The organism is Luteimicrobium sp. NPDC057192 (genome assembly GCF_042670205.1).
Lineage (GTDB): Bacteria > Actinomycetota > Actinomycetes > Actinomycetales > Cellulomonadaceae > Luteimicrobium.
In genome coordinates this window covers 1-13689 of record NZ_JBHUWD010000005.1, presented here as the reverse complement: position 1 = coordinate 13689, position 13689 = coordinate 1, and the positions used below count along the sequence as shown (strand labels likewise).

The 13689-nt window shown below is 76.4% G+C and carries 10 protein-coding genes; 3 read left to right on the top strand and 7 right to left on the bottom strand.

Translation table 11 applies throughout. From position 1 onward, the window contains the following. Window positions 1-8 precede the first annotated feature (8 nt). The 7 genes from ACFT5B_RS04120 to ACFT5B_RS04090 form a co-directional block, all read right to left on the bottom strand. On the bottom strand, window positions 9-2129 hold the full coding sequence (locus tag ACFT5B_RS04120) for a cytochrome c oxidase assembly protein (protein ID WP_386796707.1): 2121 nt from the start codon (window positions 2127-2129) through the stop codon (window positions 9-11). Window positions 2130-2198: 69 nt separating this feature from the next. After that, entirely contained in the window at window positions 2199-2921 is a 723-nt protein-coding gene (locus ACFT5B_RS04115; protein WP_386796706.1) for a hypothetical protein, read from the bottom strand. A gap of 247 nt (window positions 2922-3168) precedes the next feature. After that, window positions 3169-4464 carry a DUF58 domain-containing protein gene (locus ACFT5B_RS04110; protein WP_386796705.1) on the bottom strand — a complete coding sequence of 432 codons (1296 nt, stop codon included), beginning with the start codon at window positions 4462-4464 and terminating at the stop codon, window positions 3169-3171. 46 nt (window positions 4465-4510) lie between these two features. Then, on the bottom strand, window positions 4511-5440 hold the full coding sequence (locus ACFT5B_RS04105; protein ID WP_386796805.1) for an AAA family ATPase: 930 nt from the start codon (window positions 5438-5440) through the stop codon (window positions 4511-4513). A 113-nt stretch (window positions 5441-5553) separates the two neighbouring features. Continuing rightward, window positions 5554-6840 carry a DUF4350 domain-containing protein gene (locus ACFT5B_RS04100; RefSeq protein WP_386796704.1) on the bottom strand — a complete coding sequence of 429 codons (1287 nt, stop codon included), beginning with the start codon at window positions 6838-6840 and terminating at the stop codon, window positions 5554-5556. Continuing rightward, a complete protein-coding gene (locus ACFT5B_RS04095; protein WP_386796703.1) occupies window positions 6837-7514 on the bottom strand; it encodes a DUF4129 domain-containing protein in 678 nt (225 codons plus the stop codon). Before ACFT5B_RS04095 ends, ACFT5B_RS04100 begins: the two co-directional genes overlap by 4 nt. Beyond that, entirely contained in the window at window positions 7511-8929 is a 1419-nt protein-coding gene (locus ACFT5B_RS04090) for a hypothetical protein (protein WP_386796702.1), read from the bottom strand. The genes ACFT5B_RS04095 and ACFT5B_RS04090 overlap by 4 nt, the downstream gene beginning before the upstream one ends. 225 nt (window positions 8930-9154) lie before the next feature. On the opposite strand from ACFT5B_RS04090, the gene mtrA reads away from it, so the two are divergent. From mtrA to ACFT5B_RS04075, 3 genes are read left to right on the top strand one after another with little or no spacing between them, the layout of a single operon-like run. Next, complete coding sequence (gene mtrA, locus ACFT5B_RS04085; RefSeq protein ID WP_386796701.1) at window positions 9155-9841, top strand: MtrAB system response regulator MtrA; 687 nt, start codon at window positions 9155-9157, stop codon at window positions 9839-9841. Between the two features lie 56 nt (window positions 9842-9897). Beyond that, window positions 9898-11682, top strand: coding sequence for an MtrAB system histidine kinase MtrB (mtrB, locus tag ACFT5B_RS04080; protein ID WP_386796700.1), 1785 nt, complete (start codon window positions 9898-9900; stop codon window positions 11680-11682). Beyond that, window positions 11679-13460: an LpqB family beta-propeller domain-containing protein gene (locus ACFT5B_RS04075; RefSeq protein WP_386796699.1), complete on the top strand. Its 1782-nt coding sequence runs from the start codon at window positions 11679-11681 to the stop codon at window positions 13458-13460. The genes mtrB and ACFT5B_RS04075 overlap by 4 nt, the downstream gene beginning before the upstream one ends. Window positions 13461-13689: the final 229 nt, after the last annotated feature.

Below are 13689 nucleotides of genomic sequence, written 5' to 3'. Positions count from 1 at the left end.
ACGCCGCGTCATCCGCGGGCGTCGCGTGCCGCGTCCCGTGCCGCGAGCGCGGCGAGCTGCGCGTTGTACGCCACGAGCTCGGCATCGCCGTCCCGGTCCGCCTGCCGGTCCTTGCGGCGCGCCTCGCGCTTGTCCGAGGCCTGCCACTGCACCGCCACGATCACGGCGGCGAGGAACGTCGGGAACTCGCCCGCGCCCCACGCGATCCCGCCGGCGCTGTGCTGGTCCGCGAGCAGCGCGGCGTCGCTCGTGTATCCCATCGCGTGCCACCAGTCGGCGGCGATGAGCGCGTCCGTCGACATGAGCGCGATCCCGAAGAACGCGTGGAAGGTGAGCGTGACCAGCAGCACGACGAGCCGCAGGGGCGGGGCGGGGCGCTCGGGACCGGGGTCCGCGCCGACGAGCAGCCAGAAGAACAGGTACCCGCTGAGCAGGAAGTGCACCTGCATGAGCACGTGCACGGGGTGGTCGAAGAGCGCGGCCTGGAACCAGCCCGTGAAGTAGAACGCGACGAGGCTGCCCGCGAAGATCACGCCCGCGACCGCGGGCCGGGCGAGGATCCGCGCGTACCAGGAGTGGACGCCGAGGAGGATCCACTCGCGCGGCCCGCGGCTGTGGTCGGTGCGCGCCGGCAGCACGCGCAGGGCCAGCAGCACGGGTGCGCCCAGCACGAGCGGCAGCGGCACGAACATCATGAGCCCCATGTGCAGGACCATGTGGGTGCTGAACTGCACGGACCCGTAGACGGCCGGTCCGCCCGACGTGCAGTACAGCAGCAGGAAGCACCCCAGGAGCCACGCCGAGGTGCGGCCGGCGGACCAGCGGTCCCCCCGGCGGCGCAGCCGGACGACGGCGGCCACGTACAGTCCGGCCATCGTCAGCGCGAGCGCCGCGAACGCCCAGTCGAGGTGGAACGCGGTCAGCATCCGGACGAGCGTCACGGGCGGCGGGGAGCGGAAGCCCAGCAGCTCGTAGCGCACGTCGCCGGTGATGGGGTTCTGGGCGACGGGCGGGGCGCTGCGGGACAGGGCCACGGAGACCCCGAGCGTGACCGCCATGACGAGCGCCTCGACGAGCGCGAGCCGCAGGAACGCGGCCCGGTCGCCGCGGCGCAGCGCGGGGATCGTCCGCCGCCGGTGCCACCAGCCCATCAGCCCGAGCGCGGTCAGCGCGAGGCACTTCACCAGGATGAGCACGCCGTACGGCGTGGTGACCAGGTCCGCCGGCGACTGCAGCCGCAGCCACGCGTTGACGACGCCGGACGCGGCGACCGCGACGAACGCGAGTCCCGCGACAGTCGAGTAGCGCTGCGTCACGACCGGCAGCGACCGGCCGAGCGTGCCGCGCAGCACGACGAGCGCGACGAGCCCGCCGAGCCACACCGTGACGCCGAGCAGGTGCACGGCGAGCGCGTTCACGGCGTTGCCGTGCTCCGCGCTGCCCGCGGCGTGGCCGCCGAGCGCGAGCGGCAGGAGCGCCGCCAGGGCGAGCACCGCGGCGATCCCGACCGCTGTCGTCCGGCGGCTCGCGAGCAGCACGACGAGCGTGACACCCACGAGGGCGGCCGAGACGAGGAGGGTCTGGCCCAGCTCGACGTGCAGGGACAGGAACACGACCTGGTGCGGGAAGCCCGGCGACGAGAGCGGGACCCCCATGATGTCCGCGGCCTCGAGCACGAGGTTCGCGAGGAGCGCGACCAGCCAGACGGCGCCCGCGCGCACCGCCCACCGCGTCGCGACCCACTGCGACCGGCCGAGGACGCGCGAGCCGGAACGAGCGCCCGGGATCGCCGTCGCAGCGAGGACCAGGAAGCCGATCGTCACCGCGGCCGCGCCGTCCTGGACCGCCCGTGCGACCGGGAGCCCGACGTCGACCACGGGTCCGGCGTCGAGGACGCTCACGCCCCGCAGCGCTCCGGTGAACGACAGGGCGACGAGCAGCGCGACGAGACACAGGGGTGCTGCCGCCAGCAGGACGGCGCCCGGCGGGACCGGGCGAGGCGGCGGGGCGTCCTGGTCGTGGACAGGGGGCCGGGGGCCGGGCGGCGGCCCGGACCTCGGCGAGAGGTCGCTGGGCACGGCGGACGAGGGCTGCCCGGCGACGGGCAGCCCTGAGGAGGGCGAGGTCATGGTGGTGCTCCACGGGTCGTGACGTCAGGTGGTCCGGGCGCGCTGGCACGACGGACCGGTGCCCGTCGGCTACGCGAGCACCGGCGGCGGCCCGCGACGCAGGAGCGGGCCCGCGACCACCCGGCCACGCGGCGCGGCGGGAGCGGGCGGGGGCGCCACGATCCGGCGGATCCGCGGCAGAGGACGCGCAGCGACGGCGAGCACCGCGGGCAGCGTGCGGGCCCACCACCCGAACGTGCGGAGCGCCGCGGCGTCGCCGACGACGAGCAGGGCGGCGACCGCCAGGGTGGCCGCGAGGTGGGCGGCCAGCATCGCGCGGTCGCCGGGCGTGCCCGTGAGGCCCGCCAGGAGGGCGTGGGAGTGCCCGAGGTGGCCTGTGCCGGCGGCGGCCGACGGTGTCGCCCCCCGGAGCGCCGGCCCGGCGTGGGCGAGGTGACCGGCGTGGGCGGCGAGCGTTCCTGCGGGGGCGAGCGCCGTCGTCGGGCCGGACGGGAGGACGGAGAACGCCGCGTGGGCGAGAAGCTGGAGCGCGAGCAGGGCGGGGACGGTGACGGCCGCCCGCAGGCGGGCGCGGGCGCACAGGGCGCCCGTCAGCGCCGCGGCCGCGGTGACGGCGACCAGGCCCAGACCGCCCGGCAGGCCGCCGCCGCACAGCGCGTGCGCGCCCGCCGCGAGGACGACGCTCGTGGCCGCGACGAGGAGCGTGCGGGCCAGGACGAGCGCGTGAGCGCCCGGCGCGTCGGGCGTCGGGGAGGTCGCCGGGGCGGCCGGAGACGGGGTCGGGCTCGACACGCTCAGGTGAGGACCACCGCGAGGAACGGGATCACGAACGTCGCGAGCAGCGCCACGATCGCGATGATCGCGGTGCGGCGTCGGCGTTGCTCGGCGGTCAGGCGGGCCATGGCTCGAGCCTACCCGCGCGACCTGTCAGAAACTGGCGGCACCCTGCTGCCGTGAAGTTCTGACATGCGGGTGTCGGTTCGGGCGTGTCAGAACGTGACGGCACCCTGCTGCCGTGAGCTTCTGACAGGTCGCGCGGTCAGAGGCGGCCGGCCGCCTTGAGCGCGAGATACGCGTCCGCGACGCGCGGGGCCAGCGCGTCCGGCCCCGCCTCGACGACCTCCGCACCGCGCTGCCTCAGGATCCCGGCGACCGCCGCACGCTCGAGCCCCACGCGCTCGGCCGCGGCGGCGTCGTACACCTCGGCGCTGGTCTCCCGGGCGGTCCGCAGCGCGTCGAGCTCGGGGTCCGCGACGGACGCGACGAGCACCTGGTGCCGCGCGGCGAGCGGCCCGACGACGGGCAGCAGCCCGGTCTCGACGGCGGCCGGGTCGAGGGTCGTCACGAGCACGACGAGCGCGCGCTGCGACACCAGGGCCCGCACCTGCCCGACGAGCCCGGGCCAGTCCGCCTCGACGAGGGCGGGCTCGATCGTCGCGAGTGCCTCGGCGAGCGTGGGCAGCAGCCGGGTCCCGGCGGCCCCGCGGACCCGCGCCCGGACGGACCGGTCGTAGGCGAGCACGTCGACGCGGTCGCCGGCGTGCGACGCGAGCGCGGCGAGCAGGAGCGCCGCCTCGATGCCGGCGTCGAGACGCGGCTGGTCGCCGACGCGGGCCGCGGCGGTGCGGGAGGTGTCGAGCACGACGACGACGCGCCGGTCCCGCTCGGGCCGCCACGTCCGCACGACGACGTCCCCCCGGCGAGCGGTCGCGCGCCAGTCGATGGACCGGACGTCGTCGCCGATGACGTACTCGCGCAGCGAGTCGAACTCGGTCCCCTCGCCGCGCACCTGGACGGTCGCCCGGCCGTCGAGCTCGCGGAGCCGGGCGAGGCGGGAGGGCAGGTGCTTGCGGGACGCGAACTCGGGCAGGACGCGCAGGCGACCGCGGACGGGCAGGGAGGCCTGCCGGCCGGCCAGACGCAGCGGGCCGAGCGAGCGGACCGTCACGGCGCCGGCCGCGCGGTCGCCGCGGCGCTCCGGGACGAGGCGGGTGCTGGTGCGCGTCGCCTCGCCGGGAGCCAGCGCGAGAGGGTGACGGTTCTCGTGGGTCCCCGCGGACGGCACCCAGGCGTCGCGGACGATCCCGCGCAGCGCACGCCGGGACCCGTTGCGGAGCGTCAGCACGCTGCGCGCCGTCCCGCCGAGCCGCACCGCCGACGGCGTGACCTCGCGCTCGATCACCACGTCGCGCGGGCTCGCTGCCCACGCGACGTCGACCGCGCAGGCGAGCACGACGACGAGCGTGGCCACGAGCACGGTGGCCGCGTGGGGAGCGACGAGCACCGCGAGCGTGAGCACGCCCGCGAGCGCGACCGCCCGCCAGGTGACGATCACGCGTGCCGCCGCGGGCGGCGTCGGGCGGTGCCCACCCGGACCAGCCTCACCACGGCACCGGGACCGACGCCAGCACGGAGTCGAGGACGCTCGCGGCGGTCACGCCCTCGAGCTCGGCCTCGGGCCGCAGGCGGACGCGGTGACGCAGCGTCGGGTGCGCGAGGGTCTTCACGTCGTCGGGCGTGACGTAGCCCCGGCCCGAGAGCCACGCCCACGCGCGCGCGGTCGCGAGCAGCGCGGTCGCGCCTCGGGGCGAGACGCCGAGCGACAGCGACGGGGACGTGCGCGTGGCGCGGCAGACGTCGACGACGTACCCGAGCACCTCGGGCGCCACCTGGACCGTCCGAACACCGGCCCGGGCCCGCGCCAGCTCGGCGGCTCCGGCGACGGGGCGCACGCCCGCGGCCGCGAGGTCGCGCGGGTCGAACCCGGCGGCGTGGCGGGCGAGGACCTCGACCTCGGCCGACCGCTCGGGGATCGGCAGCTCGACCTTGAGGAGGAACCGGTCGAGCTGGGCCTCGGGCAGCGGGTAGGTGCCCTCGTACTCGACGGGGTTCTGGGTCGCGATCACCAGGAACGGGTCGGGCAGGGGCCGCGGCTGGCCGTCGACCGACACCTGGCGCTCCTCCATGGCCTCGAGGAGGGACGCCTGCGTCTTCGGCGGGGTGCGGTTGATCTCGTCCGCGAGCAGGAGGTTCGTGAAGACCGGCCCCTCACGGAACGAGAAGGCCGCGGTCCGGGCGTCGTACACGAGCGAGCCCGTGACGTCGCCGGGCATGAGGTCGGGCGTGAACTGGACGCGCTTGGTGTCGAGCGTGAGGGCCGCCGCGAGCGTGCGGACCAGCAGGGTCTTGGCGACCCCGGGGACCCCCTCGAGGAGCACGTGGCCCTGGCACAGCAGCGCCACGAGCAGGCTCGAGACGGCGGCGTCCTGCCCGACGACGGCCTTGCCGACCTCCGTGCGCACGCTCGCCAGGGCGTGCTGGAGGGAGAGGTCGGGGGCGGGCGCCGCGTCGGCGGCCCGGGCTGCGGGGGCGGCCGGCGCCGGCGCGGGCGGCTGCTCCGCGGGGGGAACGTTCGGGGTGTCGGTCACGGTCGGACCTCGCTCTCCAGGTCGTCGAGGTGCCGCGCGAGCGTGAGCAGCGCGGCGTCGTCGGGCGGGGGTGGGCCGTACAGCAGCCCGTGGACGTCGGTCGCGGGGCGCCCGGTCGCGCGGACCACCGCGTCGACGAGCGCGTCGGGGGCCGCCCCGGCGGGCACGCCGAGGCGGGTGCCGAGGCGGGACGCGGTCGCGGCCCGCAGCCCGGCGGCCGCGTGGCCGCGCGAGCCGCCCGCCCGGTACAGGCGGCCGCGGCCTCGCGTCGCCTCGGAGGCGCGGACCACGACGGGCAGGTCCTCGGGGACGAGCGGGCCGAGCCGCCGGCCGCGCCACACGACGGCGACGGCCGCGACCACGAGGAGCCAGGCCGCCACGGCGCCCGAGCCCGGCGGGAGCAGCGCGGCCACCCCGGTGGTGCCGGACGCGTCGGCGGCACGGTCGCGCTCGGGGACCAGCCAGACGAGCTCGGCGTCCCGGCCCAGCATCCGCAGGACGAGCGCCGCGTTGCCCGCCTCGGCGAGGTGCGCGTTCGTGGCGATGGCGGGGTCGTCGAGCACGGCCACCCGGCGAGCGCCGTCGACGACCGCGTACGAGCCCGTGCCGCGCTCGGCGGCCTCGGGCGGGAAGCAGGTGGTGACGCCCGGGTCGCCGGGGTCGAGCGCGGTCAGACCTCCGCCCGCGCTCGTGATCGTCCCGGCGGCGCGCGCGTCCGGGTCGGAGCAGCTCGCGGAGCTCGTCGTGACGAAGCCACCGCCGTAGCCCCACGTCAGCTCGGGAGCGAGGGCGGTCAGCGACGCGTCGCTCGGGCCGAGGATCGCGAGGTCGGCGTCGGTCCCCGCGAGGAGCCGCAGGTCGGCGTCGCTGAGGTCGTCGCCCGTCGTGTCGCCGGGGAGCACCGCGAGCGTCGTGCTGGCGGTCGCGCGTCGCGCGGCGTCCTCGGCCGACCGCGTGTACGTCACGTGGACGCCGTGATGCCCCAGGATCTGCGCGACGGCGCGGCTCCCGTCCGGCCCGGCCGCGTCGGGTGCGAAGGGCACGTCCGACGACGGCGGCCGCAGCAGCGCCAGGAGGAGCGTGACGAACGCGCCGAGCAGGAGCAGGGCCACGACCCAGCGGACGGCGCGCCACCGGCGGGCGGCCCTCGTGCGCGTGGTGGTGCCGTCGCCGCGCACCGGGCCGGAGCCGCCCGGGTGACGCTGCGGCACGGGCGCCCCGAACGGGTCGGTCGACGCCGGTACCGGGGGAGCGGCGGTCGTGCCGGGCCGGCCCGCGCTCATGCGTCCGCCCCCACGGGGACGTCGGCGCGGCGGGGTGCGCGCGCCCGGAGCGCCTCGTCGAGGCGCCGGAGGGCGGCGTCGTCGTCGGGGCCGGCGTGGCGGCCGCCGTAGCGGACGTCGTCGAACGTGCGGGCCGCGGACTCGAGGCCCGGGGCGAGGTCGTCGTCGAACGCCCCGGACGCGTCGCGCGCCGCCTCGTCGGCGGTGCGACCCGGCACCTCGGCGAGGACGACCCGCTCCTCGAGCCCACGGACGAGCGCCCGGAAGCGCTCGACGACGGCCTCGTCCCAGGCCCCGCGGGCGGCGGCCTCGTCGGCGAGCGCGCGCAGCTCCGCCGCGGACCGGGCGGCGTCGTCGAAGACCGGGCGAGCGGTGCGCACGCGCCGGGTGCGGCGCACCGGGCCCGCGATCACCAGGGCGCCGCCCACGACGGCGAGCACCACCGCCACGACGACGACCGCCGCCCACCCGGGTGGCATCCCGAGCGTCGGGGCGCCGTCGAACAGCTCACCGAGCCAGTGCAGGAAGCGGACCAGGAGCGACTCGCGCTGGTGGTACTCGGGCCGGGACAGCTCGTCGACCGCCCAGCGCTGCGCCGTCGGGCCGTCCGGGGTCACGGGCGGCCCGTCGAGCCGCACCCCGGACGCGCGCACGAGCAGGCCGACGGCGGTCACAGCCCCGAGGACCCCGGCGGCGTCGGGCCGCCCGAGCCGTCCCACATCCCCGGCTGCGTGGGCGGCGGGGTCGAGGCCGGGGGCTGGCCGGGGTCGGTCGGGCCGGGTGCCGCGGCCGCGGCGGCGAGCGCGACGTCGAGGCCCTCGCGCCGCATCCGCTGGTCGATGTAGAGGAGCGCGACGACGCTGCCGAGGAACGCCGTCGCGAGCGTGCTCGCGACCAGCGCGCCGACGCCCGAACCGACGAGGTAGGCCACGAGCGCGCCGCCGGACAGCGAGTCCGAGGACGCGGTGCCGAGCCCGACGACCGACGCGAGGATGCTGAACGGGATCTGCACGATGTACGACATCAGGTAGGTGATGACGAGCGTCAGCACCACGATCCCGAAGACGCGCCAGAACGACCCGCGCACCAGGGCCCACGCGCGCCCGATCGCCTGGCGCGGTCCGACGCGCTCGAGCACGTAGGCGGGCGCCGCGAACACGACGTGCACCCAGAACCAGACGAGGCCCACGAGGAGCGCGAGGAACCCGACCACCCCGAACGCGACCGCCGCGCCCGTGGACGCCTGCGCGATCAGGACGAGGAGCACGAGCCAGACGGCCAGGGCGGCGACAGGGATGGCCGACGTGAACAGCGACAGCACCACGAGACCGCCCAGGCGGCGACCGCGCACGGCGGTCCACACCTCGCCCGGCGTGGCGACCCGGCCGAGCACCGAGCGACCGACGCTCGAGATGACCAGCCCGTTCGCGAGGACGCTCACGACGACCTGCACCACGACCGCCGCGAGGAACAGCAGCCCCAGCCCCCACACGGTCGACGCCGACGGGTCCTCGACCGACGTCGTCCGTCCGGTGCTGACGTCGTCGAGGACGTCGTACAGCCACGACAGCTGGCCCAGCGCGAGCCACGCGGCGACGGCGGACACGGTCGCCGAGAAGACGGACAGCAGCGCCGGCAGCCCGAGGACGACCTTGGGGTTGTGGCGGATCGCGCGGAACGCGCCGTCGTACACGTCGCCGAGCCCGAGCGGGCGCAGCGGGACGATCCCCGGGCGCTGGTCCGCGGGCGCGAGCGGCGGCGCCCCGGGCGGCCCGTACCCGGGCGGCCCGTAGGTCGGCTGCCCGTACGTCTGCTGGCCGTAGCCGGCGCCGTATTGCCCGTACCGAGGCTGCCCGGAGGACGGCTGGCCGTAGCCGGGCTGCCCCGCCGCAGGCTGCCCGTAGCCCGGCGGCCCGTACTGGCCGGGGGCGGGCTGGCCCGCGCCCGGCTGACCGGGCGCCGGCTGACCCGGCGGCGTCGCACCAGCGGGCCCGTACCCGGGCGCGTACTGCCCGTACCGGGGCTGCGGCGGGGGCGCCGGGCGCTCGTCGCCGGTGGGCTGCTCGGGCCCGCTGTCGGGTGTGCTCATCGGTCCTCGGGTCGCGTCGTCGGGTCCGGCCGCGCGGACCGTGCCGACGGTCCGGCGCTGCGCCGCGGCGCAGGTGGTGCGGCACGCCGCCTGCCCTGCGTGCGGCAACCCTAGCCGTTCGCCCCCACGGCGTCCCGCGCCGCCCGGCCGTGCCGCGCCGGAAGGGCCGCGGCAGCGCCGTCGTGCCTGCCCCCGGGGGTCGGCGGCTCATGACAGACTTCGGGCATGAGAGCTCGTGTGCTGGTGGTCGACGACGACACCGCCCTCGCCGAGATGATCGGCATCGTGCTGAAGTCCGAGGGTTTCGAACCCGTGTTCTGCGCCGACGGCGACGCCGCGCTGGGCGTGTTCCGTGCGTCGCAGCCGGACCTCGTGCTGCTCGACCTCATGCTGCCCGGCAAGGACGGCACGGAGGTGTGCCGTGAGATCCGGGCCGAGTCGGGCACGCCCATCATCATGCTGACGGCCAAGAGCGACACGGTGGACGTCGTGACGGGCCTCGAGTCGGGCGCCGACGACTACATCTCCAAGCCGTTCAAGCCCAAGGAGCTCGTGGCGCGGATCCGGGCGCGCCTGCGCCGCAGCGAGGACCCGATGCCCGAGGTCCTCAAGGTCGCGGACGTCGAGATCGACGTCACGGGACACCGGGTCACGCGGGACGGCGCGGCGATCGCGCTCACGCCCCTCGAGTTCGACCTGCTCGTCGCGCTCGCGCGCAAGCCGTGGCAGGTGTTCAGCCGCGAGGTCCTCCTGGAGAAGGTCTGGGGCTACCGGCACGCCGCGGACACGCGGCTCGTCAACGTCCACGTCCAGCGCCTGCGGTCCAAGGTCGAGCACGACCCGGAGAACCCGGAGATCGTCCTGACCGTGCGCGGCGTCGGGTACAAGGCCGGGGCGACGACGCAGGGCTGAGCCCGTCGGGGGTGCTGTCGGTCGGGGAGAAGGGTCGGGACGCGAGGACGAGGACGGTGCGGGTGGTAGCGGGGCGACGGTCGAGCCGCGGGCTCGGGGTGCGGGCGCGCCTGGCGTGGCGCCGCGTCTCGCGCTGGTGCCTCGCGCTGCCCCGGCGCGTCGTCGAGGGCTGGCGGGCGTCGCTCCAGGTGCGGGTCGTCACGACGGCCCTCGTCATCGGCTTCCTCGCCATCCTCACGCTGGGCGCCTACCTCTCGCAGTCGGTCCGGGACGGTCTGTTCGAGCGGCGGGTCGACCAGGTGCTGCTCGAGTCGCAGCGGTCGACGCAGGAGACGCAGTCGACGTTCACGTCGGCGTCCGCGAAGGACTCGACCGAGGTGCAGCAGCTCCTCAACGACACCGTCCTGCGCCTGCAGACCGGCGGTTCGGGCAACCGCGACGTGTTCCTCCTCAAGCCCGCCGGCTCGACGACGGCCGGTTCGGTCACCGACGCGATGTCCGCGGCGAGCTACCTGCCGCTGATCTCGTCCGACCTGCGCAACGAGGTGGAGCAGGGCAGCGGTCAGTACTGGCAGTCGGTGGGGATCCCGCAGGCCGACGGCTCGGTCGAACCGGGCGTCGTCGTGGGGTCGACGGTCCAGGTGCCGATCGTCGGGACCTTCGAGCTCTACTACCTGTACTCCATGCAGGACGACGAGGACACGCTCCGGTTCATCCAGGGTGTCCTCGTGATCGGGGCGGTCGTGCTCCTGGGCCTGGTCGGCATCTCGACCTTCCTCGTGACGCGCCAGGTCGTGGCGCCCGTGCGCAACGCGGCGCGGGTGGCCGGCCGCCTCGCCGACGGTCACCTCGACGAGCGCCTCGCTGTGCGCGGCACCGACGAGATGGCGACGCTGGGCCGCGCGTTCAACGGGATGGCCGAGTCTCTCCAGGTCCAGATCGCGCGGTGGGAGGAGCTCTCGACGCTGCAGCGGCGGTTCGTCTCGGACGTGTCCCACGAGCTGCGCACGCCGCTCACGACCATCCGGATGGCCGGCGACGTCCTGCACGAGTCGAGCGAGGACTTCTCGCCGGCCGCGCGCCGGTCCGCGGAGCTGCTGCGTGCCCAGGTCGACCGGTTCGAGGAGCTGCTCGCCGACCTGCTCGAGATCTCCCGGTTCGACGCCGGCGCCGTCGGGCTGGAGGCCGAGCGGGCGAACCTGTCGAAGATCGTGGACGGCGTCGTCGAGAACGTCCTGACGCTCGCCGAGCGCAAGGACGTCTGGGTCTCGGTCCAGCTCCCGCCCGACCCGGTCGTCGCCGACCTGGACCCGCGCCGGATCGAGCGCGTGCTGCGCAACCTCGTGGTGAACGCGATCGAGCACGCCGAGGGCCGGCCCGTGGAGATCAACGTGGGCGGCGACGACGACGCCGTGGCCGTGGTCGTCCGCGACTTCGGCGTGGGGCTCACGGAACGGGAGAGCGAGCACGTGTTCGACCGGTTCTGGCGGGCCGACCCGGCGCGCGCCCGCACGACGGGCGGCACCGGGCTGGGCCTCGCGATCGCCCTCGAGGACGCGCACCTGCACGGCGGGTGGCTCGAGGTGTGGGGCCGCCCGGCGCGCGGCGCCGCGTTCCGGCTCACGCTGCCGCGCCGGGCCGGGATCCAGCTCGTCGGCTCCCCGCTGCCGCTCGCGCCGTCGAGCGACGTGCCGCGTTCCTGGCCCGCGCAGGCGCACGTCGAGCTCGGCACCGCGACCGGGGCGGACCGGCGCGAGACCAGCGGCCCGTCGTCGCTGCCCGACCTCACGGTCGGGGCCCACCGCGACGTGCTCGGCACCGACGGCGAGGAGGTCCCGTGAGATCCGGACCCACACCTGCGCCGTCGTCCCGGCGCGCCACGTGGAGCCGCCGCGGCGCGGCGCTGCTCGCGGCCACCGTCGTGGCCGTCCTCGCGGCGTGCTCGTCGCTGCCCGTCACGGGCGGCGTCCACGCCGGCACCACCGCGGTCCCGGGACCGGGGCCGGTCTACCTCGGCACGCCCGACTCCCCGCAGGAGGGCGCGTCGCCGCTGGAGATCGTCCGCGGGTTCATCGACGCGCAGGCGGCCGGCGTCGGCGACGACTTCACCGTCGCGAAGGAGTTCCTCGCGCCCGACGCCACCGGCTGGGACCCGTGGGACTCGGTGACGGTCTTCTCGGGCGAGCCGACGCTCACCGTCCGGACGGCCGCGCAGGCCACGCCCGCGAGCGCCCGCAAGGCCGCCGCCCCGACGCCGACGCCGGGCGCGCGCACCGTCGTGCACGGCGGGCTCGCCTCGCTCGCGACCGTCGCGTCGGACGGGGAGTTCCAGCAGGAGGCGCCGAACCGCACCAAGGACCTCACGTTCACGCTCGAGGCCGACCAGGACGGCCAGTGGCGGATCACCGAGCTCGACGACGGTATCGAGATGTCCGCGGCGAACTTCGAGTACGTGTACCGGTCGGTGAGCGTCTACTTCCCGACGACGGACCACCAGGTCCTCGTCCCCGACGTGCGGTGGTTCCCGCAGCGCACCGCCCAGACGCAGTCCGTGCAGGCCGTGCTCCAGGGTCCGGTGGCGTGGCTGCGCGACTCGGTCGACTCCGTGGTGCCCGAGGGCACGACGCTGAGCGTCGACGCGGTCGCCGTCGACGAGGACGGCGTCGCGACCGTCGACCTGACGGCGCCGGCGCTCACCGCGTCCGGCACCGACCGGGCCGTGCTGCTCCAGCAGCTCACGGCGGTCCTCACCCAGTTCCCGCAGGTGCGGTCCGTGCGCCTGGAGGTCGCGGGGAGCCCCCTGAAGGTCACCGGTCCGGCGAGCCTGTCGCGCGACCCGTCGCCGGGCGACGACCCGTACGTCGTCACGGGCGACCGGGTGCGCCTGCTGCAGTCGGCGACCGGCAAGCAGGAGGTCGTGAACGGCACCGTCTCCACCCCCGCGGGTGTGACGGCGCTCGCGGTCGGGACGAACGGGAACCCGGCGGTCGTCCGGGTCGGGGCGTCGCAGCTCGTCCAGGTCACGGGCGAGGCCCGTCGGACGCTCCTGACCGGCGACGCGCTGGCGAGCCCCTCGGTCGACCGCTTCCGCTGGATCTGGTCGGCCCGCGGCGAGGACGGGCACCTCGAGCTGTTCGACCGCGACGGGCGGCACGTCCGGCTCGCGGTGACGTGGCTGCAGGGCCGCACGGTTCGGTCCGTCCAGGTCTCGCGCGACGGCGCGCGCGTCGCGCTCGTGACCGAGGGCGCCACGGGCGTCCAGGTGGATCTCGCCGGGGTCGTCCGCAGCGGGGCGGGTGCGCCGGTCCGGCTGTCCGACCCGGTCACGGTCGGCGCGACGCTGACCGACGCGCGCCAGGTCGTGTGGGTCGACGAGGACGACCTCGCGGTGCTCGGCCGGGCGGGGACCGCGACGAGCCCGACGGTCAACGTCGTGCCGGTCGCCGACTACGCGCGGTCGCTCTCGTCCGTCTCGGACGTCGAGTCGATCGCGTCGGGCCGGGGCGAGTCGTCGTTGTACGCGGTGACGACGGCTCACGAGCTCTTCGGACGCCGGGCCACCGGAGCGACCTGGCTGTCCGTCGCGACGGGCGTCGAGGCGGCCGCCTTCCCCGGCTGACGCGGGCCGAGGCCCACCCCCAGCCGCCCGCCCGACGACGTCACGCACCGCGGGTGCACCGCCGCGCCCGGCGCGCGGGCGGGGTGCGGGACCGTGGGCCGGTGCCCCAGGCCACGACACCACCTGCTCCCGCCCCGCGGCAGTTCCCGCCGACGTCGCCACGGACCCCACCCGCCCTTCCCCGCGAGATACCGAGATCCGGCCGAGATACCGAGCCCGGGTCGGTATC

Coding starts and splice junctions, on each gene's coding strand:
- ACFT5B_RS04120 (WP_386796707.1), bottom strand. CDS start 2,129: ATGACCTCGCCCTCCTCAGGGCTGCCCGTCGCCGGGCAGCCCTCGTCC.
- ACFT5B_RS04100 (WP_386796704.1), bottom strand. CDS start 6,840: ATGAGCGCGGGCCGGCCCGGCACGACCGCCGCTCCCCCGGTACCGGCG.
- mtrA (WP_386796701.1), top strand. CDS start 9,155: ATGAGAGCTCGTGTGCTGGTGGTCGACGACGACACCGCCCTCGCCGAG.
- ACFT5B_RS04090 (WP_386796702.1), bottom strand. CDS start 8,929: ATGAGCACACCCGACAGCGGGCCCGAGCAGCCCACCGGCGACGAGCGC.